General features: G+C 66.1%; 22 protein-coding genes. 16 read left to right on the forward strand and 6 right to left on the reverse strand.

Annotated features, from left to right (window positions below):
• Positions 1-15: 15 nt before the first annotated feature.
• The 4 genes from HFK18_RS07540 (at position 16) to hemC (ending at position 3,901) form a co-directional block, all read left to right on the forward strand.
• The gene (locus HFK18_RS07540; RefSeq protein ID WP_180165498.1) at positions 16-675 is read left to right on the forward strand and encodes an alpha/beta hydrolase; all 660 of its coding nucleotides are present in this window, start codon (positions 16-18) and stop codon (positions 673-675) included.
• Positions 676-678: 3 nt separating this feature from the next.
• The gene (locus HFK18_RS07545) at positions 679-1,722 is read left to right on the forward strand and encodes a sensor histidine kinase (RefSeq protein WP_180165501.1); all 1,044 of its coding nucleotides are present in this window, start codon (positions 679-681) and stop codon (positions 1,720-1,722) included.
• Positions 1,723-1,732: 10 nt separating this feature from the next.
• Positions 1,733-2,461, forward strand: coding sequence for a LytTR family DNA-binding domain-containing protein (locus HFK18_RS07550; RefSeq protein ID WP_025879008.1), 729 nt, complete (start codon positions 1,733-1,735; stop codon positions 2,459-2,461).
• 528 nt (positions 2,462-2,989) lie between these two features.
• Positions 2,990-3,901, forward strand: coding sequence for a hydroxymethylbilane synthase (hemC, locus tag HFK18_RS07555; RefSeq protein WP_180165503.1), 912 nt, complete (start codon positions 2,990-2,992; stop codon positions 3,899-3,901).
• 71 nt (positions 3,902-3,972) lie between these two features.
• Here the strand turns inward: hemC and HFK18_RS07560 are convergent, their stop codons facing one another.
• Both HFK18_RS07560 and HFK18_RS07565 read right to left on the reverse strand, forming a co-directional pair.
• Positions 3,973-4,749, reverse strand: a complete 777-nt coding sequence (locus HFK18_RS07560; RefSeq protein ID WP_089237075.1) for a DUF481 domain-containing protein — start codon at positions 4,747-4,749, stop codon at positions 3,973-3,975.
• A 107-nt stretch (positions 4,750-4,856) separates the two neighbouring features.
• A complete protein-coding gene (locus HFK18_RS07565) occupies positions 4,857-5,459 on the reverse strand; it encodes a hypothetical protein (RefSeq protein ID WP_180165505.1) in 603 nt (200 codons plus the stop codon).
• A gap of 81 nt (positions 5,460-5,540) precedes the next feature.
• Here HFK18_RS07565 and HFK18_RS07570 point away from each other — a divergent pair, with 81 nt between their 5' ends.
• Both HFK18_RS07570 and HFK18_RS07575 read left to right on the forward strand, forming a co-directional pair.
• A complete protein-coding gene (locus HFK18_RS07570; protein ID WP_089237071.1) occupies positions 5,541-6,512 on the forward strand; it encodes a YafY family protein in 972 nt (323 codons plus the stop codon).
• Between the two features lie 28 nt (positions 6,513-6,540).
• On the forward strand, positions 6,541-7,335 hold the full coding sequence (locus HFK18_RS07575; RefSeq protein ID WP_025877387.1) for a MetQ/NlpA family ABC transporter substrate-binding protein: 795 nt from the start codon (positions 6,541-6,543) through the stop codon (positions 7,333-7,335).
• Positions 7,336-7,474: 139 nt separating this feature from the next.
• Here the strand turns inward: HFK18_RS07575 and glpK are convergent, their stop codons facing one another.
• The 3 genes from glpK to HFK18_RS07590 form a co-directional block, all read right to left on the reverse strand.
• Complete coding sequence (gene glpK, locus HFK18_RS07580) at positions 7,475-8,974, reverse strand: glycerol kinase GlpK (RefSeq protein ID WP_180165507.1); 1,500 nt, start codon at positions 8,972-8,974, stop codon at positions 7,475-7,477.
• A gap of 63 nt (positions 8,975-9,037) precedes the next feature.
• Positions 9,038-10,522 carry a glycerol-3-phosphate dehydrogenase gene (gene glpD, locus HFK18_RS07585; RefSeq protein WP_180165509.1) on the reverse strand — a complete coding sequence of 495 codons (1,485 nt, stop codon included), beginning with the start codon at positions 10,520-10,522 and terminating at the stop codon, positions 9,038-9,040.
• A 102-nt stretch (positions 10,523-10,624) separates the two neighbouring features.
• The gene (locus tag HFK18_RS07590) at positions 10,625-11,257 is read right to left on the reverse strand and encodes an OmpW family outer membrane protein (protein WP_165378166.1); all 633 of its coding nucleotides are present in this window, start codon (positions 11,255-11,257) and stop codon (positions 10,625-10,627) included.
• Positions 11,258-11,443: 186 nt separating this feature from the next.
• Here HFK18_RS07590 and HFK18_RS07595 point away from each other — a divergent pair, with 186 nt between their 5' ends.
• From HFK18_RS07595 to lpdA, 3 genes are all read left to right on the forward strand, one after another.
• On the forward strand, positions 11,444-12,013 hold the full coding sequence (locus HFK18_RS07595) for a DNA-deoxyinosine glycosylase (protein ID WP_180165511.1): 570 nt from the start codon (positions 11,444-11,446) through the stop codon (positions 12,011-12,013).
• A gap of 113 nt (positions 12,014-12,126) precedes the next feature.
• Complete coding sequence (aceF, locus tag HFK18_RS07600; RefSeq protein WP_100553630.1) at positions 12,127-13,857, forward strand: dihydrolipoyllysine-residue acetyltransferase; 1,731 nt, start codon at positions 12,127-12,129, stop codon at positions 13,855-13,857.
• Positions 13,858-13,964: 107 nt separating this feature from the next.
• A complete protein-coding gene (lpdA, locus tag HFK18_RS07605) occupies positions 13,965-15,773 on the forward strand; it encodes a dihydrolipoyl dehydrogenase (RefSeq protein ID WP_180165513.1) in 1,809 nt (602 codons plus the stop codon).
• Positions 15,774-16,234: 461 nt separating this feature from the next.
• Here lpdA and HFK18_RS07610 read toward each other — a convergent pair whose 3' ends face one another.
• Positions 16,235-17,053 carry a hypothetical protein gene (locus HFK18_RS07610; protein WP_180165515.1) on the reverse strand — a complete coding sequence of 273 codons (819 nt, stop codon included), beginning with the start codon at positions 17,051-17,053 and terminating at the stop codon, positions 16,235-16,237.
• 497 nt (positions 17,054-17,550) lie between these two features.
• Between HFK18_RS07610 and HFK18_RS07615 the strand changes: the two genes are divergently transcribed.
• From HFK18_RS07615 to atpG, 7 genes are all read left to right on the forward strand, one after another.
• Complete coding sequence (locus HFK18_RS07615; protein WP_032952006.1) at positions 17,551-17,883, forward strand: hypothetical protein; 333 nt, start codon at positions 17,551-17,553, stop codon at positions 17,881-17,883.
• Between the two features lie 31 nt (positions 17,884-17,914).
• Positions 17,915-18,703 carry a F0F1 ATP synthase subunit A gene (atpB, locus tag HFK18_RS07620; RefSeq protein ID WP_089237055.1) on the forward strand — a complete coding sequence of 263 codons (789 nt, stop codon included), beginning with the start codon at positions 17,915-17,917 and terminating at the stop codon, positions 18,701-18,703.
• 64 nt (positions 18,704-18,767) lie between these two features.
• A complete protein-coding gene (gene atpE / locus HFK18_RS07625) occupies positions 18,768-19,070 on the forward strand; it encodes a F0F1 ATP synthase subunit C (protein ID WP_089237053.1) in 303 nt (100 codons plus the stop codon).
• Between the two features lie 114 nt (positions 19,071-19,184).
• Positions 19,185-19,655, forward strand: a complete 471-nt coding sequence (locus tag HFK18_RS07630) for a F0F1 ATP synthase subunit B (RefSeq protein WP_025877365.1) — start codon at positions 19,185-19,187, stop codon at positions 19,653-19,655.
• Positions 19,656-19,657: 2 nt separating this feature from the next.
• A complete protein-coding gene (locus tag HFK18_RS07635) occupies positions 19,658-20,185 on the forward strand; it encodes a F0F1 ATP synthase subunit delta (RefSeq protein ID WP_089237051.1) in 528 nt (175 codons plus the stop codon).
• 44 nt (positions 20,186-20,229) lie between these two features.
• Entirely contained in the window at positions 20,230-21,777 is a 1,548-nt protein-coding gene (gene atpA / locus HFK18_RS07640; protein ID WP_089237049.1) for a F0F1 ATP synthase subunit alpha, read from the forward strand.
• A 95-nt stretch (positions 21,778-21,872) separates the two neighbouring features.
• On the forward strand, positions 21,873-22,736 hold the full coding sequence (gene atpG, locus HFK18_RS07645) for a F0F1 ATP synthase subunit gamma (RefSeq protein ID WP_089237047.1): 864 nt from the start codon (positions 21,873-21,875) through the stop codon (positions 22,734-22,736).
• Positions 22,737-22,763: the final 27 nt, after the last annotated feature.

Raw genomic sequence — 22,763 nt, forward strand, 5'->3', positions numbered from 1 at the left:
TACAGGAGCCGCAACATGCTGCAAACGGTGGAACAGGAAACCGGCGCCTCGCCGCAGTGGTCGGTGATCTGGCTGCACGGCCTCGGTGCCGACGGCCATGATTTCGCGCCGATCGTGCCCGAGCTGGTGCGCCCGCACTGGCCGGCGCTGCGTTTCGTGTTCCCGCACGCACCGGTGCGGCCGATCACGATCAACAACGGCGTGCCGATGCGCGGCTGGTATGACATCGTCGGCATGGACTTCCGCTCGCGCGCCGACATGACCGGCGTGCAGGAGTCGGTGGTGCAGCTGGATGCCCTGATCGCCCGCGAGATCGAACGCGGCGTCGCCACCGATCACATCTTCCTGGCCGGTTTCTCGCAGGGCGGGGCAGTGATCCTCAGTGCCGCGCTGGCACGCACTGCACCGTTGGCCGGCCTGATCGCACTGTCGACCTACCTGCCGGATGCCGAAAGCGCGTCACGCGTCGATGGCGCAGTGGACGTGCCGGTGTTCATGGCCCACGGCAGCAGCGATCCGGTGATCCCGCAGGCAGTGGCCGCGCACAGCGCCGAGAAGCTGCGCGCGCTTGGGCTGGACGTGCAGTGGCACAGCTACCCGATGGCCCACCAGGTCTGCGCCGAGGAAATCGACGCGTTGGGCGACTGGCTGCAGGCACGCCTGGGCGCCGCCTGAGCCATGGCCGCGAGCGCTGCCACCCCGTGGATGCCGGAACTGTGCCGCCTGCCGCGGCTGGCGGCGATGCTCGGCCTGGCCGAACTGGTGGTTGTGGTGCTGGCGCTGGCGCCCGATGGCAGCCGCCATTGGACGATGGGTGAACTGGCCTCGGCCAGCGGCTTCGCACTGTGGCTGGCGCTGGCGGTGACCGCCAGCCTGTGCCTGCTGCGGCAGGCACTGTCGAAGCTGCCGGAAATGCTGGGTGCCGTCGCGGCTGTCGGCCTGGCCGCGCTGATCGCCATCCTGTGTGCGGGCATCATCCATGCCCTGTATGCCGTGCTGGGCGACAACTTCGCGCGCGGCATCGGCTTCTGGCGCTTCACCCTGGGCAGCGCGGCCACCACGGCGCTGATCACCGCATTGGCGCTGCGCTACTTCTATGTCAGCGACCGCTGGGCGGCGCAGGTGCAGGCCAATGCCCGCGCGCAGGCCGACGCTCTGCAGGCGCGCATCCGCCCGCACTTCCTGTTCAACAGCATGAACCTGATCGCCAGCCTGCTGCATCGCGACCCGGCGGTGGCCGAGCGTGCCGTGCTCGACCTGTCCGATCTGTTCCGCGCCGCACTGGGCGCGGGCGAGGGCGATTCGACCCTGCGCGATGAGTGCGAACTGGCCGAGCGCTATCTGTCGATTGAATCGCTGCGTCTGGGCGACCGCTTGCGGGTGCACTGGCAGCGCGACGAACCCCTGCCCTGGGATCTGCCGATGCCGCGGCTGGTACTGCAGCCACTGGTGGAAAACGCGGTGCTGCACGGCATCTCGCGTCTGCCCGAAGGCGGCACCATCGAGCTGCATCTGGCCTGTGTGGGCAGCGAGCTGCAGATCCGCGTACGCAATCCCGCGCCCGATCCGCAGGTGCCCGGGCTGGCCCTGGCGCAGGGAGCGGGCCATGCCCAGCACAGCATCGGCCATCGCCTGACCTGGCGCTTTGGCCGCGCCGCGCGGATGACGGCTGGCTGGAGCGAGGGCTACTATGCCTGCCAGGTGACAGTGCCGATCCAGTGAGGGGACGATCGTGAGGGTAGTCATCGCCGATGACGAACCGCTGGCGCGTGAGCGCCTGCGCAGCCTGTTGGCCGCGCAGGAAGGGGTGGACGTAGTGGCCGAGGCCGGCAACGGCGAGCAGGCCCTGCACGCGTGCGCCGAACTGCAGCCGGACCTGGTCCTGCTGGACATCGCCATGCCCGGCCTGGACGGGCTGGAAGCGGCCCGCCATCTGGCCAGTTTCGAGCCGAGGCCGGCCGTGGTGTTCTGCACCGCCTACGATGCGCACGCGCTGTCGGCGTTCGAGGCGGCGGCCATCGATTACCTGATGAAGCCGGTGCGCGCCGAACGGCTGGCGGCGGCGATCGCCCGCGCCCGCACGTTCCTTGCTGGCCGCGACGGCCAACCCCAGCACACCGGCGGCCAGGCCCGCAGCATGCTGTGTGCACGCCTGCGTGGCAGCCTGCGATTGATTCCGCTGGATGACATCCACTACCTGCAGGCCGAAGAAAAGTACGTGGTGGTGCATCACGCCCGTGGCGAGGACCTGATCGAGGAATCGTTGAAGTCGCTGGAGGAAGAGTTCGCCAGCCGCTTCGTGCGCATCCACCGAAACTGCCTGGTGGCGCGCCATGAGCTGGTGGAGCTGCGGCGTGGCAGTGGTGGCCAGGTGCAGGCCGTGCTGCGGCATGGCAAGCAGCCGCTGGAAGTGAGTCGGCGCTGCGTGGCGACGCTGAAGCAGGAATTGCGGCATCTGTGAGTGTTCCGCGCGGCCTGCGGCCGCGACTGCTTCGAAATCAACAGCGACAGCGACAGCAGGTTGTCGGCTCTGTGCTGTTGCGTGTTGGGTGAGGCGGGATGGGCGGGCGGGACACGCCGTAAACCATCCATGGGGGCTCGATGGCGCCATCCATGGCGCCAACGGTCCCACCCGCCCATCCCGCCTCACCCTCGCGAATTTCCAGGTGACGGACGGCAAAAGCATTGTTGTTATCGGGTGGGGAGAAAAATGTAGTGCCGAGCTACGCTCGGCTCCGAGCGAAGCGACCCGCTTTTGCTCTGCTTTTCTTTTGATCTTCCGTGGCTGACGCACACGGAAACTGTCAGAGGCCGGGCGGGGTGGGGGCGCGGGGGTGTCCGCGGCATGGATGCCGCGGCCAAGCCCCCAGGGATGGGTTTACGGCGTCCCCCGCGCACCCACCCAGCCCGGCCAAGCCCGGCTGTTGCTCTCAGCCACGAGGGGCTCCGCCGTTGGCCGTATCCCGCCGATAGGCGCGATAATGACCGGATGGAAACCGTCCGCATCGCCACCCGCAAGAGCCCGCTCGCCCTCTGGCAGAGCGAACACGTCGCCGACCGCCTGCGCCAGGCACATCCCGATCTGCACGTGGAACTGGTGCCGATGAGCACCCGCGGCGATGAAGTGCTTGATCGCTCGCTGGCAGCCATCGGTGGCAAGGGCCTGTTCCTTAAGGAACTGGAACTGGCCATGCTGCGGGGCGAGGCCGATTGCGCGGTGCATTCGCTGAAGGACGTGCCGATGGAACTGGATGCGCCGTTCGCGCTGCCGGCGATGCTCCCCCGGCACGATCCGGCAGACGGCTTTGTCTCCAACCTGTACGCATCCTTGGATGCGCTGCCGATCGGTGCGCGCGTCGGTACCTCGTCACTGCGCCGCCAGGCCCAGCTGCGCGCGCTGCGCCCGGACCTTGAACTGCTGGACCTGCGCGGCAACGTTAACACCCGCCTGGCCAAGCTCGACAACGGTGGCTACGACGCCATCGTGCTGGCCGTGGCTGGGCTGGAGCGGTTGGGCCTTGGGGGGCGCATCGTCGCCCGCCTGCAGCCGCCGCAGTGGCTGCCGGCACCGGCGCAGGGCGCGGTGGCGGTGGAGTGCGATGGCGGCAACGCCGCGCTGATGGCGCTGTTTGCAGGCCTGGATGACGCCGCCACGCGCGCCTGTGTGGAAGCGGAGCGAGCCATGAACCGCGCGCTGCACGGCAGCTGCCATGTGCCGGTGGCGGCGATCGCGCAGTGGCAGGGCCAGAACCTGCATCTGCAGGGGTTGGTCGGCAGCGCCAGTGACGGCCGCGCGGTGCGTGCCGACGCCGTGGGCCCGGCCAGCGACCCGGAAGCGCTGGGCCAGCGCGTGGCGAAGATGCTGCTGGATGCCGGCGCTGGTGAGCTGTTGAACGTCTGAGTTCGCTGGATCGTGCCCACCAAGGTAGGCACCTACCGGAAAAGAAAACGGGCGCCTGGCGCCCGTTTCGCTTACTTGAACTTGTAGACCACGTTCATGGTGGTCAGCGTATCGGTCTTGCGCTTGTCCACGGCGACGTCGCTGTTGTAACGCGCCTGCCAGCCGGCCTTCAGCGCCAGGTGCTCGTTCATGCTCACCGAGACACCGAAATCGTTCTGGCCGAAGGTGTTGTACGAACCGGATTCGACCAGCAGGGTGTTGATCAGGTCGGTGTTGTCGGTCAGCGAGTACTTCAGGTCGAACAGGCCACGACCGATCAGGCCTGTGCGGGTGCGGTCGTCCTCGGTGCTGTGGGTGCGGCGCACACCGGGGCCGATCTGCGCGTCGAACGAGAAGCGCTCGGTGTTCCACAACCGGGTGCCGTAACCCAGACCGAACGAGCTCTGCCGATCGTAGGTGGCGAAATCATCACGCTCGGTACGTACCGTGGCGGTCAACTGGCGATGTTCGCCCAGCTGCAGCGCGCTGCCAGCACTGCCGGTGTAGCGGTTGGCGGTGGTGTTGTTGCGGCGGGTGGTGGTGCCGTCGTCGCTGGTCTCGATCACCTTGGAGCTGGAGCGCAGGCCGAACAGGTCCATGCTGTGCACCCAGTCGCCATCGGTATAGCGCAGGCGCAGGCGGCCGTTGAAGCTCTCGGTGCTGCTGTTGCCACGGGCCGACGCGAAGCCGAGTTCGCCACCACTGCCACTCCACGGCGAGGACATCGCCGCCAGTTCGGAGGCATCCTGCGCATACGCCAGCGGGGCGCAGAGCAGCAAGGGGACCAGCAGGGACACGCGCAGGGACATCGAGGCTTCTCCGAAGCGATTGGCAGCCAGTGATGATACTGGAAGCGTGATGACCGTCCGAATCGCCCGTCCCGCCTGCTTCAGCAGGCGTTGTCGGCGAGCCCCATTCAGGGCAGATCGACCTGCAGGGCCGGATCGTTGAAGCGCGAGTAGCGCAGCCGCAGCTGGAAGGGTTTGCCGTTGTTGTGGCCGCTGCGCACGATCTGCCGTGGCAGGCCCTGCGCATCCACCCAGTACTCCAGGCGTTCACCAGCGGTGGCGCCGCGCAGGCGGTAGTGGCGCATGCTGACGCCATCCAGCGTCTGCTCGCCCAGGTCTTCGGCCTGCAGGGTCTGTGCGGGGATATCGGCGGGCAGCGGGCTGCGCCATTGCTCCAGCAACCCCGGTGGGGTCGGCACCTGGCGGATCGCATCGTCGGCCTGCAGGAACATGGTGTCGCCGATGATCACCTGCGGCCCGGCGGGGGTCTGCACCCGGAAGCGATCCGGGGCGACGAAGTCCATCGCGGTGCGCACCGGCTGCTGCGCGCCCAGCACCTCCAGCTCGGCGTGGAAGCTGCGCAGGGCGGCAAACCTTTGGCTGGCAGACAGCACTGCCTGTGCCGGATCGGCAGCGGGGACGGGCGTTGCAGTACCGGTGGGCGCCGGTGCGCGGTCGCAGGCGGCCAGCAGCAAACAGGCCAGCAGGGGCAGGACAGACAACCGGCGCATCGGGCGCTCCGCAGGGCAGGGGGCGCCCACGATAGCCCAATCGTCCGCCACAACGCCCGAGACTCGGACATAATCGGGGGCATGGACCGATACGAACGCATCACCGCCCTGCATCGTCTGCTCAAGTCCGCACGCTATCCGGTGACGGTGGCGACCCTGCAGGACAAGCTCGGTTGCTCCCGGGCCACCGTCTACCGCGACCTGGCGTTCCTGCGCGATGCGCTGATGGCGCCGATCGAGGGCGATGGCGAGGCCGGCTTCCGCTACATGGCCGACGAGAGCGACCGCTTCGAGCTGCCCGGGCTGTGGCTGAGCTCGGAGGAGCTGCACGCCCTGCTGGCCTCGCAGCACCTGCTGGCCCGTACCGGCGGCGGCGTGCTGTCTTCGGTGCTGGCGCCGCTGCAGCAGCGCATCGAGAGCCTGCTGGCCGCCCAGGCAGGTGTTTCCAGCTGGCCGGTGGACCGGGTCCGGGTGATTCCGCACCGTGGCCGCAAGTTCGATGAAGCCAGCTTCCGTTCGGTCGCCTCGGCGGTGCTGGAGCGCAAGCAGCTGGGCTTTGAATACCGTGCCCGCTCGACCGACGAAGCGACCAAGCGCACGGTATCGCCGCAGCGGCTGACCCATTACCGCGACAACTGGTATCTGGACGGCTGGGACCATGATCGCGAGGCCCTGCGCAGCTTTGCGGTGGACCGCATCTACAAGGCGCGGGTGATCGACAGCACCGCCCGCGATGTCGCCGACAGCGAGCTGGACGAGCAGCTGGGCGCCAGCTACGGCATCTTCTCCGGTGCGCCGAAGGGCTGGGCAACCATCCTGTTCAGTGCCAAGGCCGCACGCTGGGTGGCCGATGAGCACTGGCACTCCAAGCAGCAGGGCCGCTTCCTCGCCGATGGCCGTTACGAACTGAAGGTGCCTTACAGCGTGTCGCGCGAACTGTTGATGGACGTGTTGCATTACGGGTCCGATGCCGAGATCGTCGAGCCGATGATGCTGCGCGAGCAGGCCAAGGCGTTGCTGGAACTGGCCCTGACCAACTACGAAAAATCCTGACACCTCCCCCCCGAGATCGATTGCGCCCATGAAGAAGACCCTGTTGCTGCCCCTGTTCGCCGCTGCGCTGGCACTGACCGCCTGCGGCAAGTCCGGCGAGCCTTCGCAGAAGCTGGTGGTGGCCGCCACCGCCGTGCCGCACGCCGAGATCCTGGAAGTGGTCAAGCCGATCCTCAAGCAGGAAGGCGTGGAGCTGGACGTGCGCGTGTTCAACGACTACGTGCAGCCCAACGACCAGCTGGTGCAGAAGCAGGTGGATGCCAACTACTTCCAGACCGAGCCGTACCTGGACGCCTACAACCGCGATCGCAAGACCGACCTGACCAAGGTGGTGGGCGTGCACATCGAGCCCTTCGGTGCGTACTCGCGCAAGATCAAGTCGCTGGCCGAGCTGCGTGAAGGGGCCGACGTGGTGATCCCCAACGACCCGAGCAACAACAGCCGTGCGCTGATCCTGCTGCACAAGGCCGGCGTGATCGAGCTGAAGGACCCGACCAATGCGCTGGCCACGCAGCGCGACATCGTGTCCAACCCGAAGAACCTGAAGTTCCGCGAGCTGGATTCGGCCATGCTGCCGCGCGTGCTGGACCAGGTCGATCTGGCCCTGATCAACACCAACTATGCGCTGGATGCCGGTCTCAACCCGACCAAGGACGCGCTGGCGATCGAGAGCAAGGACTCACCGTACGTGAACTTCCTGGTTGCCCGCCCGGACAACAAGGACGACGCCCGCGTGCAGAAGCTGGCCAAGGCGCTGACCAGTCCGCAGGTGAAGACCTTCATCGAGACCAAGTACAAGGGCGCGGTGCTGCCGGCGTTCTGACTGCGGCTGATCTGTTGATTTGAAAGGTAGATGTCGACCTTGGTCGACACTGCCCTTCCTGTAGAGCCGAGCCCACGCTCGGCTCTGCTGTTTTCGGCATTCCACCAACGGCAGCCGAGCATGGCTCGGCTCTACAATGTCAATCGACGTGGAAGGCGAGGGTGGCGGCCACGGCCTGCTGCCACCCTGCGTAGAGCTTCTCGCGCCGGGCTACCGCCATCTGCGGTTCGAAGCGGCGATCCAGCCCCCACTGTGCCGCGATCTGTTCGCGGCTTTCCCAGAAGCCGACCGCCAGCCCCGCCAGGTAGGCCGCACCCAGCGCGGTGGTCTCGGTCAGCCGCGGGCGCAGCAGCGGCACGCCGAGGATGTCGGCCTGGAAGCCGGCGAGGAAGTCGTTGCCGATCGCACCCCCATCGGCGCGCAGTTCACTGAGCGAGATGCCCGCGTCGGACTGCATCGCGTCCAGGACGTCGCGGGTCTGGTAGGCCATCGCCTCCAGTGCTGCCCGCACGAAGTGCGCCTTGCGGGTGCCACGGGTCAGGCCGAACATCGCACCGCGTACGTCGCTGCGCCAGTAGGGTGCACCCAGGCCGACGAAGGCCGGCACCAGATACACCCCCGCGCTGTCCGGCACCTGTGCGGCCAAGGCCTGGCTGTCGGCGGCGCGATCGATCATGCGCAGGCCATCGCGCAGCCACTGCACCACCGAGCCGGCGACGAAGATCGATCCTTCCAGCGCGTACTCCACCTTTCCATCCAAGCCCCAGGCAATGGTGGTCAGCAGGCCATTGCGCGAGCGTACGGCCTGCGTGCCGGTGTGCATCAGCATGAAGCAGCCGGTGCCATAGGTGTTCTTGACCATGCCCGGCTGGAAGCAGGCCTGGCCGAACAGCGCAGCCTGCTGGTCACCGGCGATGCCGGCGATCGGGATCGGGTGGTCGAAGAAGAACTGCGGACGTGTGTGCGCATACACCGAGCTGGAATCGCGCACCTGCGGCAGCATCGCGCGTGGGATGTCCAGCAGTGCCAGCAGGTCATCGTCCCATTCCAGGGTATGGATGTTGAACAGCAGCGTGCGCGCGGCATTGCTGTAGTCGGTCACGTGCGCCTGGCCGCCGCTGAGATTCCACACCAGCCAGCTGTCGATGGTGCCGAACAGCAGCTCGCCACGTTCGGCGCGTTGCTGCGCGCCTTCGACGTGATCGAGGATCCAGCGGATCTTGGTGGCCGAGAAATAGGCGTCGATCAGCAGGCCGGTGCGTTCGCGGATCAGCGCTTCGTGGCCGCCGGACTTCAGCCGCTCGCAGATGGCCTGGCTCTGCCGCGACTGCCAGACGATGGCGTTGTGGATCGGCTGGCCGCTGGCGCGGTCCCAGACCACAGTGGTTTCGCGCTGGTTGGTGATGCCCAGCGCCGCGATATGGCGGGGATCGATCTGTTCGCGGCTGAGCAGTTCGGTGATCGTGGCGTAGACGCTGGTCAGGATCTCGCGCGGGTCATGCTCGACCCAGCCCGGCTGTGGAAACACCTGGGCGAACTCGCGCTGCGCACTGCCGACGGTGTCGCCGGCGCGATCGAACAAGATCGCGCGCGAACTGGTGGTTCCCTGGTCGATGGCCAGCACGTAGCGGGGCGTCATGCAGCGTCTCCGGTGGCGATGTTGGAATCGTAATGCATCGGCGGCGCCGGGCCGCGCCTGGCACTACCGGCAATGTGAATCCATCCATGCCTGCAGCCGTGCCGCCTGCGCCGCATCCATCTGCAGCCCCAGCTTGCTCCGTCGCCACAGTACATCCTCGGCGCTGCGGGCCCACTCGTGGTCGCACAGGAACGCCACCTCGCGTGCGTGCAGGCCCGCGCCAAAGTCTTCGCCCAGATCGAGCAGGCTGTGTGCGCCTTGCAGCAGATCCAGGCTGCGGCTGCCATAGGCGCTTGCCCAGCGTCGCCGTGTGGCTTCCGGCAGCCAAGGGGCCCGCTGCTGCAGTTGCTGCCGTGCCTGCCCGGCATCGCCCCAGTCGCTGCCGGGCAGCGGCTCGCCTGCCGCTGTCCAGGCCGGGCCTGCGTGGGGCAGATGGGGGCGCAGCAGATCCAGTGCTTCCTCGGCCAGCACCCGGTACGTGGTCAGCTTGCCGCCCAGCACGTGCAGCGCGGGCGCACCGTCGGCGTCCAGTTGCAGGCGATAGTCGCGGCTCAGTTTCGCCGCGCGCGGGTCCGGGTCGGCCAGCAACGGGCGCACGCCGGCAAACTGCCAGACCACCTCGGCAGGTGTGATCGGGTCGCGCAGGTAGCCGTTGGCCGCGCTGCACAGGTAGCCCACCTCCGAAGGCAGCACACTGCAGCGTGCGGGGTCACCGCTATAGTCGGTGTCGGTGGTGCCGACGAGCAGATGGTCGTGGAAGGGCAGCAGGAACACCACGCGGCCGTCGGGCTGCTGCAGCAGGCAGGCCCTGTCGTTCGGCCAGGGGCGGCGCAGCACGATGTGGCTGCCCTGTACCAAGCGCAGCGCAGGTCCGCCGCTGCGGGCGTGCATGCGCTCCAGCAGGCCGCCCGCCCAGGGGCCTGCGGCGTTGGCCACCGCCCGCGCCTGCACGGTCTGCTGATGGCCTGACGTGCCTTCCAGCACGACGCGCCAGCGCCCGTGCTCGCGTCGCAGATCCACGCAGCGCGTGCCGGTCAGGATGCGTGCGCCCCGTCGCGCAGCGTCAAGCGCGTTGAGGATGACCAGCCGCGCATCATCCACCTGCGCATCGGCGTAGCTGAAGGCCTGCCGCAGCTGGGGCGACAGCAGCTCGCCGAGCGGATCGTCGTGCAGATCCACGCCGCGCGACGCAGGGAAGGCGGGGCTGCGCCGGCCCAGGTGGTCGTACAGCCAGAGCCCGAGGCGCAGCATCCAGCGTGGACGCAGGTGGGGTTGCCACGGAAGCACGAAACACAGCGGCCGCACCAGGAACGGCGCCTGCCGGCGCACCACCTCGCGCTCGCCCAGCGCCTTGCGCACCAGACCGAACTCGCTCTGCTCCAGGTAGCGCAGGCCGCCATGGATCAGCTTGCTGCTGGCGCTGGAAGTGTGCGCTGCCAGATCGTGCTGTTCGCACAGCAGTACCTTCAGGCCACGGCCACTGGCATCACGGGCGATGCCGGCACCGTTGATGCCACCGCCGATCACCAGCAGGTCGACCTCGTCCATCGCGCCTCCGCATCCCGTTTGTCGACTTTACCCAATGCGGGTGACGGAAACGACGACGGGCCCCGAAGGGCCCGTCGCGGTACAACAATGACGCAGAAGCGCTTAGAAACGGGCGCCGATGCCGAAGCCGACGGTCCACGGATCCATCTTCGCTTCGCCGATCTTCTCGCCGCCGACCTTCACGTCCGGACGCGAGCGCATGTAGCGGGCGTCGGCACGGGCGAACCAGGTCGAGTTGATGTTCATGTCCACACCGACGGTGCCGATCACGCCCTTGGCATCCTTCAGGCGGATGTCGGAGTCGCTGCCGTCTGCCAGGGTTTCATTGCTGAAAGCCGACTGGAAGTAGCCCACGCCCACGAACGGACGGAACACGTTGTCGGCCTGGCCGAAGTGGTACTGGCCGCTCAGTGCGACCGGCTGCTGCTCGACGCTGCCGAGGCGGGCATTGCCCGGGCCCTTCACCTTGTGGTCGAACTTGTCTGCAGCGCCCCACAGTTCAACGGCCCAGTTGTCGTTGATGTAGTAGCTGAAGCTGACGGTCGGTGCCGGGCCGCCATCGACCTTCTTGATGCCGTCGATCGGGTCATTCTTCGGCTGCAGCAGCGAGACGCCGCCAACCACGGCAAAATGCTTGCCCGAGGCGGTGTCGGTGCTGCTGTCCTGCGCGAAGGCAGCCGGTGCGAACGCGGCGGAGGTCAGCAGGGCGAGGCTCAGGATACGGATGGAGCGCATGGGGGAATCTCCTAATGTTTCTTGTTTTGGGCCCCCGGTTGCGGGGCGAGCACACCGTAGTCGCCCCAACATGAATCGAATCCGACGCGCGTTAAAAATTAGTTCGCATTGTTCAGCGAACAGCGCGAAACGCTTGTTTTCATGCGGTTTCTGTCATCCAGGAATATTCATGCAGTTGGAGAAGATGTGAGCACCGCAACGTTGTGCATCGGCCTGCCTGCGCAGGTGAACACGGCTTGCCGGGTGTTGCTGCTGGGTTCAATGCCCGGTATCGCGTCATTGCAGGCACAGCATTACTACGCGCACCCGCGCAATCGCTTCTGGCCCTTGCTCGGCGATCTGTGCGGCTTCGATCCGTCGTTGCCGTACGCGCAGCGACTGCAGGCACTGGCAGCCAATGGGGTCGGCCTGTGGGATGTGATCGGCCGCTGCGAGCGACGCGGCAGCCTGGATGCGGACATCGTGCGTGGCACGGAAGTGGCCAATGCGCTTCCCGCACTGATCGCCGCGTTGCCTGACCTGCAGCTGATCGGCTGCAATGGCGGCGCAGCGATGCAGGCCTTCCAGCGCTGGGTGCTGCCGCAGCTGGCCGCCTCGCCAACAGTGCTGGCGCTGCCGTCCACCAGCCCGGCCAATGCAGCATGGTCGTTGCCGCGCCTGCGCCAGGCCTGGCAGCCGGTGGCCGTCGCACTGGCGACATCAAGCGGACATCGACAGGACAATACGCTACCGACTGGAAGCGCCGGCAGGCCGTGAGCAACAGCGTGTCCCGGCTGCGTGCGTACTGAAAACACCTGTAACGGTTGGCGCAGGCCCCCGCTGGCCGCACAATAGACGTTTCCCTACACCAGATTGCCGGAGTTCTCCCCATGGCCGAAATCAAGGAAGCACGTGTCCCCGATATCGGTGACTACAGCGATATCCCGGTAATCGAGGTGCTTGTTGCCGTCGGCGATACGGTGAAGAAGGACCAGGGCCTGGTCACGCTGGAAAGCGATAAAGCGACCATGGAGGTGCCGTCCTCGGTGGCCGGCGTGGTCAAGGAAATCAAGGTCAAGCTGGGCGACAGCCTGTCCGAAGGCAAGGTCGTGGCACTGATCGAAGTGGCCGACGGCGAGGCTGCCCAGCCGGCCGCTGCTGCCGCTGCACCGGCGCCGGCCAAGGCCGCTGCTCCGGCCGCTGCCACCCAGGCGGCTCCTGCTGCCGCCCCGGCTCCGGCCGCTGCCGCCCCCGCTGCCAGCGGCGGCGCGGTTGAAGCGCTGGTGCCGGATATCGGCGACTACAGCGGTATTCCGGTCATCGAAGTGCTGGTCGCCGTGGGCGATACGGTGAAGAAGGACCAGGGCCTGGTCACGCTGGAAAGCGACAAGGCCACCATGGAAGTGCCGTCGTCGGTCGCTGGCGTGGTCAAGGAAATCAAGGTCAAGGTCGGCGACAATCTGTCGCAGGGCAACGTGGTCGCCATCATCGAAGCCGAAGGCGCTGCCGCCCCGGCCCCGAGCAAGGCCGCCGCTGCCGCCGCCCCGGCCGCCGCCGAGACGGCCACCAAGGTCGAGCCGGTCGCCGTGCCGGCACAGCCGGACAAGCTGGCCGCCCGCGAGATCGCCAGCGCCCCCTCGGCCGGCGCGCCGAGCAGCCCGCCGGTGCAGTTCAACGCCGATGGCGTGCTGCCGGCCAAGGTGCCCTACGCATCGCCGGTGGTACGCGTGTTCGCCCGTGAGCTGGGTGTCGACCTGCTGCAGGTCAGCGGCAGCGAGAAGGGCGGCCGCATCACCAAGGCCGACGTGCAGAAATTCGTCAAGGCCGCGCTCAGCGGCGGCGCTCCGGCGGCTGCCGGTGGCACCGTGGCCGCCGGCGGTGGCCTCAACCTGCTGCCGTGGCCGAAGGTCGATTTCAGCAAGTTCGGCGACGTTGAAGTGCAGCCGCTGTCGCGCATCAAGAAGATCTCCGGTGCGAATCTGGCCCGCAACTGGGCGATGATCCCGCACGTTACCCAGTTCGAGCAGGCCGACATCACCGACCTGGAAGGCCTGCGCGTGGCGTTGAACAAGGAGAACGAGAAGGCCGGCATCAAGCTGACCATGCTCGCCTTCCTGATCAAGGCCAGCGCTGCGGCGCTGAAGCAGTTCCCGGAGTTCAACGCTTCGCTGGATGCCAGCGGCGAGAACCTGACCCTGAAGAAGTACTTCAATATCGGTTTCGCGGCCGATACCCCGAACGGCCTGGTCGTTCCGGTCATCCGCGATGTCGACAAGAAGGGCGTGGTGCAGATCGCGCAGGAAACCGGCGAGCTGGCCAAGAAGGCGCGCGACGGCAAGCTGGGCCCGGCCGACATGAGCGGCGGCTGCTTCTCGATCAGCTCGCTGGGCGGCATCGGCGGCACCGCGTTCACCCCGATCGTCAATGCACCGGAAGTGGCCATCCTCGGCGTCTCCAAGTCGTCCATCCAGCCGGTCTGGAACGGCAAGGAATTCGCACCGAAGCTGATGCTGCCGCTGTCGCTGAGCTACGACCACCGCGTCATCGATGGCGCCCTGGCCGCACGCTTCACCACGTACCTCTCGCAGGTGCTGGCCGACATGCGCCGCGTGCTGCTGTAAGGCACCGCTTCGCCCCCACCGTGCGGCCGCTGCCCCTGGCGCGGCCGCCTGTCGAAACGCAGTGACAGCCCGCCGGCCACGCCGGTCGGGCACGAGGAAAATCCACCATGGCCACGATTGAAATCAAGGTTCCCGACATCGGCGATTACAGCGATGTACCGGTGATCGAAGTGCTGGTCGCCGTTGGCGATACGGTGAAGAAAGACCAGGGTCTGGTGACCCTGGAGTCGGACAAGGCGACCCTGGAAGTGCCGTCCTCGGCTGCCGGCGTGGTCAAGGAAATCAAGGTCAAGCTGGGCGACACCCTGTCCGAAGGCGCGGTCGTCGTGCTGCTGGAGACCGAGGGCGCCGCTGAAGCGCCAGCCAAGGCTGCTGCGCCGGCCCCGGCTGCAGCCGCTCCGGCCAGCAAGCCGCCGGTGACCCCGTCGCACCGCGCCCCGGCCGAGCCGGCAGCACCGAAGCCGGCGCTGGCCAGTGGCAAGGCCGCCGACATCGAATGCGAAATGGTCGTGCTGGGCTCGGGCCCGGGCGGCTACACCGCCGCCTTCCGCGCCGCCGACGTCGGCCTGGATACGGTGCTGGTCGAGCGCTATGCCAGCCTCGGCGGCGTCTGCCTCAACGTGGGCTGCATTCCGTCCAAGGCACTGCTGCATGCCGCAGCGGTGATCGACGAAGTCGCCCACGCCGGTGATTTTGGCGTCGAGTTCGGCAAGCCGACCATCACCCTGGACAAGCTGCGCCAGTACAAGGAAAAGGTCGTCAACCAGCTGACCAAGGGCCTGGCCGGCATGGCCAAGCAGCGCAAGGTCCGCAACGTGCAGGGCGTGGGCAAATTCGTGTCGGCCAACGAACTGCTGATCACGGCTGAAGACGGCAGCACCCAGCTGCTGCGCTTCCAGAAGTGCATCATCGCCGCCGGTTCGCAGGCGGTGAAGCTGCCGAACTTCCCGTGGGACGACAAGCGCGTGATGGACTCCACCGACGCACTGGAACTGGCCGAAGTGCCGGGTTCGCTGCTGGTCGTCGGTGGCGGCATCATCGGCCTGGAAATGGCCACCGTGTACGGTGCGCTGGGCAGCAAGGTGACCGTGGTCGAGTTCATGGACCAGCTGATGCCGGGCGCCGACAAGGACCTGGTCAAGCCGCTGGCCGACCGCCTGAAGAAGCAGGGCATCGAGGTCCATCTGAAGACCAAGGCCTCCGGCGTGACCGCCGACGCCAAGGGCATCACCGTGACCTTCGAAGCCGCCGAGGAAGGGCAGACGCCGGCACTGGCGCAGGGCACCTTCGACCGCGTGCTGGTGGCCGTGGGCCGCTCGCCGAACGGCAAGAAGATCGACGCGGACAAGGCCGGCGTGCAGGTCACCGACCGCGGTTTCATTCCGGTCGACCGGCAGATGCGCACCAACGTGCCGCACATCTTTGCCATCGGCGATATCGTCGGCAACCCGATGCTGGCCCACAAGGCTACGCACGAGGGCAAGCTGGCGGCCGAAGTGGCTGCCGGCCACAAGAAGGAGTGGGTGGCCCGTGTGATTCCGTCGGTGGCCTACACCAACCCGGAAATCGCCTGGGTCGGCGTGACCGAGACCGAAGCCAAGGCCAAGGGCCTGAAGGTCGGCGTGGCCAAGTTCCCGTGGGCCGCCAGCGGCCGCGCGATCGGCATCGGTCGCACCGAGGGCTTCACCAAGCTGATCTTCGACGAGGACAGCCACCGCATCATCGGTGGTGCCATCGTCGGTGTGCATGCTGGTGATCTGCTGGCCGAGATCGGCCTGGCGATCGAGATGGGTGCAGAGGCCGAGGACATCGGCCACACCATCCATGCGCACCCGACGTTGAGCGAATCGGTGGCGATGGCCTCGGAAATCTACGACGGCACGATCACCGATCTGTACATGCCGAAGAAGAAATAAGGCGCCTGCGCCTTTCCGAACAAAAAACCCCGGCATCTGCCGGGGTTTTCTGTTGGGCTTCGATCAATCTCATTGCGAGCGGTGGGGCCGCTGCACGGGCGGCAGGCATTTCGACAAATGTCCCCCGTCGCCCGCCTGTGGCGGTCGCCTCCTCCTTTACTTTGTCGAAACGCCTGCCGTCCGCGCAGCGGCTCGGCTTGCGGAAAGAGGAGCCACAGCCGCTGCCACGGCAACGGCCGCGTGGATGCCTGACACACGGAGGGAGAGGGGGCTGGGTGCGAAGTAAAGGAGGAGGTGACGGCCGCAGGCCGGCGCCGGGGGACATTCGCACCCAGCCCCCTCTCCCTCCAGCGCTCGACCATCCTGCTCTTGCCCCTGCACGGAACAACAGCACAAAAAACGCGGCCCCCGATGTTCCGGAGGCCGCGCCAGGAGAGAGCGTTGTGGAAGAGGCGTAGGGCTTAGAAGGTCACGCTGATACCGGCCACCGGGCCCTTGAATTCCTGCTTCAGGCCGATGGTGCCGTCGCTGCCCTTCTTGTCCGCGTCCAGCTTGAACCAGTCGTAGCCGGCGAACACACCGAAGTTGTCGGTGAAGCGGTAATCGACGATCGCGTTGGCGCGGCTGAGGTCACCCTTGTAGTCGTCGAAGCTGCCCCAGCGCGTGTTGAGGTACTGGCCCTGCAGGGTGATCATCCACTTTTCGGACGGGGTGAAGCTCAGGCGTGCACCGACCACCGGCGCAACACCGTCGGTCTTCTCGTCCAGGAACTGGCCTTCGTACACCGTGCCAAGGTCGGCGTAGCCCTTGGTGCTGACCTTCGCGTACTCGGCACCCAGCTGCAGGCCGAGGTCGAACTTCTCGGTGTCCACCACCGAGTAGTCATACACCAGGCTGGCCACCTGATACTTCAGCTCTGCCTTGACGAAGCTGTCGGCCGGCACGTTGACGTTGCCGAAGGAAATATCCTGGCCGAGCGTCTCGCGGCGGTCCTTGTCGTACTTGAAGTAGTTGAACAGCAGGCGCTGGCGGTTGCTGATGCGGAACATGCCGTCGATGCGCGGCTCCCATTCCTTGCCACCCAGCTTGAAGTCCTCGGAGAAGCCGATGTCCTGGCCGGCGACATTGGTATTGCCGCGCAGGGTGTTGTCCGAGTCGATGTTCATCGCACCCAGGCGCAGGGCGAAGCGGTCATCGCCTTCGGCGGCATGGGCGGCGGAGGCGAACGACGCGCCGGCGGCGAAAAGCGAGAGGGCAAGCAGGGTGGGGACGGAGCGCATCGAAAGAGTCCTTGCAGTGGTTCATCGGAATGAAGGCCACTTTGCCGGACGTCGCTGTCCACCATTCGTGAAAGTATGGTCCACGCGGTGTGGACGGTTCAGCGCTGTCGCTGCCGTGCGAAAAAGATGGCCCCGGAGCGGCGCTTCGGGGCCATCATGGGGACCTGGAGGCGAAGCGTCGACGAGGTAGCTGCAGGCAGGTCGCAGGATCGGACCATCGCCGTCGGCGGAAAGTTCCGTCGCCTGCGACCAAAGTTCAATACGTTGCGGCGCAACATCGCGCAGATGTCATTGTCCCCGTGGTGGGCTGTAGAAGCGCAGCCCTTACCGCAACTTGCGCTGTTCCGATATGAACAGGCACCGGTTGTCTCGCAAATTGTCCCATTGCTATAATTTGGCGGCTCGATGAGGCCCCCCTGCTGTAGTCGCCTCAGCCATCCACTTGTAACCACGCGGGACGTCCTGTGCTGAACTCCGTAGAAACGGGTCGGCGACTGATGCTGCGCGCCGCGGTCTACCCGCTGGCCGCAGTGGCTGTCCTGGCTCTGGCCTTCCTGCTGGTAGGGCCGAAATATGCCCTTGGTGCCCTGGCATCCGGTGTGGCGGTTTCGGCCGGTGGTTGGGTGGCGGCACGGATGGCACTGGGTGGTGGTGCGCTGGGGGCCGGTTCGGCCATGGCGCGTCTGATCGTTGCGATCGTGGCCAAGTGGGCGCTCGTTTTTGGTGTCCTGATGGTGGGGTTCCTGGTCTTCAAGCTGCCTGCATTGGCGCTGTTGGCCGGTATCGCCGTCGGGCTGATGTTCCAGGTCCTGGCCATGGCCAGGCGCTAATCGAATTCATTTAACTTAAGGTTCCGGACACATGGCAGGCGAGGCGCTTACACCCACCTCCTACATCCAGCATCACCTGCACAATCTGACGGCAGGTCATGGCTCTCCGTGGGCAATCCACGTGGACACGCTGGTGACCTCGCTGCTGATGGGCCTGGTGATGGTCGTCGCCTTCTGGCTCGGCACCCGCAAGGCCACCTCCGGCGTGCCGGGCAAGTGGCAGGCGTTCGTCGAGATCTGCCTGGAGTTCGTTGACCGCCAGGCCAAGGACACCTACCACGGCACCAGCAAGCTGGTGACCCCGATCGCGATCACGATCTTCTTCTGGATCCTCCTGATGAACCTCATCAAGATGATCCCGGCCGACTTCATCGCCAAGCCGCTCGAACTGATGGGCGTGCCGTACTGGAAGCCGGTCCCCACCGCCGACGTCAATGCCACCCTGGGCATGTCGATCAGCGTGTTCTTCCTGATGCTGTTCTTCGCGCTGCGCGCCAAGGGCTTTGGCGGTTTCGCCAAGGAATTCCTGACCGCACCGTTTGGCAAGTGGATGATGCCGTTCAACCTGATCCTGAACATCGTCGAGTGGCTGAGCAAGCCGATCTCGCTGGCGATGCGACTGTTCGGCAACATGTTCGGCGGTGAAATCGTGTTCCTGCTGATCTGGGTGCTGGGCGGTGCAGGTATCGCCGGCATGTTTGCAGGCGCGTTCGCCGGCTTCGGCTGGATGCTGTTCCACCTTCTGGTGATTCCGCTGCAGGCCTTCATCTTCATGATGCTGTCCATCGTGTACCTGAGCCTGTCGGAAGACGCTCACTGAGTTTCGCTTCACCCTTCATCCGTTTGTTTCTAAACCCTTAGCAATCAAGTTCCTGGAGAAAACCATGTACTTCGCCGTCCTGACCAATCTCGCCCAAGTTCAGAGCTCCACCGTCCTCGCCGTCGGCATCATGATCGGCCTGGCCGCGCTGGGCGCCGGTCTGGGTCTGGCCATCATGGCCGGTAAGTTCCTGGAGTCGGCCGCGCGCCAGCCGGAACTGATCCCGGTCCTGCAGGTCCGCATGTTCATCACCGCCGGCCTGATCGACGCCGCCTTCATCATCTCGGTCGCCGTGGGCCTGCTGTTCGCCTTCGCCAACCCGATGGTCGGCGAGTTCGTCTCGCGCCTGCCGGCAATCGCTGGCTGATCCAGCGAAAGCGAAACGACCGGGCGCCGCAGGCGCCTGGTCGCGGATGAAGGTTCGGAGGCGCCGCCCATGTGGCGGCGCGTCCATCCCGTCACAACCGACTGAGCGAACCCCATGGATATCGGTTTTACCCTCATCGCCCAGGCCCTGGCCTTTGCCGCCCTGATCTGGCTCATCGCGACCAAGATCTGGCCGCCGCTGATGAACGCGATCGAAGAGCGCCAGCAGAAGATCGCTGAAGGCCTCGCTGCTGCCGACCGCAGCCAGAAAGATCTGGCCCAGGCGCAGGACAAGGTCAATGAAGCGCTGAAGGAAGCCCGCACCAAGGCCAACGAGATCATCGACCAGGCCCACGCGCGTGCCAACCAGATCGTCGACGCGGCCCGCAACGAAGCTGTTGCCGAAGCCACCCGTCAGAAGGACCTGGCCCAGGCCGAAATCGACGCCGCCGCCAACCGTGCCCGTGAAGATCTGCGCAAGCAGGTGTCCGCGCTGGCCGTGACCGGTGCCGAAAAGCTGCTCAAGCGCGAAATCGACGCCAACGCCCACAAGGCGCTGCTCGACGAGCTGGCCTCGGAGATTTAAGGATGAGCCAGGCCCTCACGCTTGCCCGCCCGTACGCCCGCGCCGCCTTCGCGACCGCGCGTGACGAAGGCGCGTTCGCGCCGTGGTCGGACGCTTTGGCGTTCTCCGCCCACGTCGCCGCCGACCCGCGCGTGGCGGCCCTGCTCGCCAACCCGGAGCTGGGTCGCGATGACGCCGTCGCCCTGCTGGCGCCGGAGTCCCGCGGCGAGACCTACTCGCGCTTCCTGGCTGTGCTTGCCGAATCGCATCGTCTGCCGCTGCTGCCGGAAATCGCTGGCATGTTCGACGCGCTGCGCGCCGAGGCCGAGCACGTGGTCAAGGCCACGGTGACCTCCGCGGCCGAGCTGTCGGTTGCCGAGCTGGACGCGATCAAGGCCGCGCTGCGCAAGCGCTTCAACCGCGAGGTCGAAGTGGCCACCGCGGTCGACGCCTCGCTGATCGGCGGCGCTGTGATCGACGCCGGCGACGTGGTCATCGATGGTTCGCTGAAGGGCAAGCTGGCCCGTCTGCAGACCGCGCTCGCTAACTGAATTCATTTAACGTCCGGCCCTGCTGCCGGCACTAGGACTTGACGATGGCAACCACGCTCAACCCCTCCGAAATCAGCGAACTGATCAAGAACCGCATCGAGAAGGTCAAGCTGGCCGCGGAATCGCGCAACGAAGGCACCGTGACCAGCGTGTCCGACGGCATCGTGCGCATCTTCGGTCTGGCCGACGTGATGCAGGGCGAAATGATCGAACTGCCGAACAACACCTTCGCCCTGGCCCTGAACCTGGAGCGCGACTCGGTCGGCGCCGTGGTCCTGGGTGGCTACGAGAAAGTGCGCGAAGGTGACGTCGCCAAGACCACCGGCCGCATCCTGGAAGTGCCGGTCGGTCCGGAACTGCTGGGCCGCGTCGTCAACGCACTCGGCGAGCCGATCGACGGCAAGGGCCCGCTGGGCACCGACCTGACCGCTCCGGTGGAGCGCGTTGCGCCGGGCGTGATCTGGCGCAAGTCGGTCGACCAGCCGGTGCAGACCGGTTACAAGTCGGTCGACTCGATGATCCCGATCGGCCGTGGCCAGCGCGAGCTGGTCATCGGTGACCGCCAGACCGGCAAGACCGCGCTGGCCATCGATGCGGTGATCAACCAGAAGGGCACCGGCATCAAGTGCGTGTACGTAGCGATCGGCCAGAAGGCCTCGACCGTTGCCAACATCGTGCGCAAGCTGGAAGAGAACGGCGCCCTGGCGCACACCATCGTGGTGGCTGCCACCGCGTCCGAATCGGCCGCGATGCAGTACATCAGCGCCTACTCGGGCTGCACCATGGGCGAGTACTTCATGGACCGCGGCGAAGACGCGCTGATCGTGTACGACGATCTGTCCAAGCAGGCCGTGGCCTACCGCCAGATCTCGCTGCTGCTGAAGCGCCCGCCGGGCCGTGAAGCCTACCCGGGTGACGTGTTCTACCTGCACTCCCGTCTGCTCGAGCGCGCTGCCCGCGTGTCCGAGGAATATGTCGAGAAGTTCACCGAAGGCAAGGTCACCGGCAAGACCGGTTCGCTGACCGCGCTGCCGATCATCGAAACCCAGGCCGGCGACGTCTCCGCGTTCGTTCCGACCAACGTGATCTCGATCACCGACGGCCAGATCTTCCTGGAAACCGATCTGTTCAACGCCGGCATCCGCCCGGCCGTGAACGCCGGTATCTCGGTGTCGCGCGTCGGTGGTTCGGCACAGACCAAGATCATCAAGAAGCTGTCTGGCGGCATCCGTATCTCGCTGGCCCAGTACCGCGAGCTGGCTGCGTTCGCGCAGTTCGCCTCGGACCTGGACGAAGCCACCCGCAAGCAGCTGGAGCGCGGCCAGCGCGTCACCGAGCTGATGAAGCAGAAGCAGTACGCACCGATGTCGATCGCCAACCAGGCGCTGTCGATCTACGCCGTCAACGAGGGTTACCTCGACGACGTGCCGGTCAGCAAGCTGCTGGCGTTCGAAGAAGGCCTGCACGCGCACTTCGCCAATACCCAGGGCGAGCTGATCGGCAAGGTCAACGCCACCGGCGGTTGGGACAACGACATCGAAGGTGCCTTCAAGAAGGGCATCGTCGAGTTCAAGACCACCGGCAGCTGGTAATCGAGGTCCTGTAGAGCGGAGCGATGCTCCGCTGGACCAGACGATCAAACGGTTGAACAACGCGGGGCCCAGGCCCCGCGCCACGGGAATAAAAGATGGCAAGCGGACGCGAAATCAAAACCAAGATCAAGAGCGTGCAGAACACCCGCAAGGTGACGCGCGCCCTGGAAATGGTCTCGGCCTCCAAGATCCGCAAGGCGCAGGATCGGATGAAGACCTCGCGTCCGTACGCGCAGGCGATGAAGCAGGTGATCGGCCACCTGGCGCAGGCCAGCACCGATTACCAGCATCCGTTCCTGGTCGAGCGTGAGCAGGTCAAGCGGGTCGGTTTCATCGTGATCTCCTCCGATCGCGGTCTGGCCGGCGGCCTCAACAACAACCTGTTCCGCAAGATGCTTGGTGAAGCCAAGGCCTGGCAGGACAAGGGCGCCGAAGTGGACCTGGTGACCATCGGCCAGAAGGCATCGACCTTCTTCCGCCGGGTCAAGGTGAACATGGTCGGCACGGTGACCCACATCGGCGACACGCCGAAGCTGGAATCGCTGATCGGTGTGATCAAGGTCATGCTCGACGCCTTCACCGAAGGCAAGGTCGACCGCGTGTATCTGGTCTACAACCGCTTCGTCAACACGATGGTGCAGAAGGCCAGCTTCGATCAGCTGCTGCCGCTGCCGGCCGCCGAGAAGCAGGTTGCGCACCACGACTGGGACTACCTGTACGAACCCGATGCCGCGACCGTGCTCGAGCACGTGATGACGCGTTACATCGAGTCGCTGGTGTACCAGGCGCTGCTGGAAAACGTCGCTTCCGAACATGCCGCTCGCATGGTGGCGATGAAGTCGGCCAGTGACAACGCCAACAAGCTGATCGGAACCCTGCAGCTGGTCTACAACAAGGCCCGCCAGGCAGCGATCACCCAGGAAATCTCCGAAATCGTCGGCGGCGCGGCAGCAGTCTGACCGCGTTCGTTAAAAGCACACATTTAG

It is taken from the genome of Stenotrophomonas sp. SbOxS2 (assembly GCF_013416715.1).
In the GTDB taxonomy this organism is placed as follows: Bacteria; Pseudomonadota; Gammaproteobacteria; order Xanthomonadales; family Xanthomonadaceae; genus Stenotrophomonas; species Stenotrophomonas lactitubi.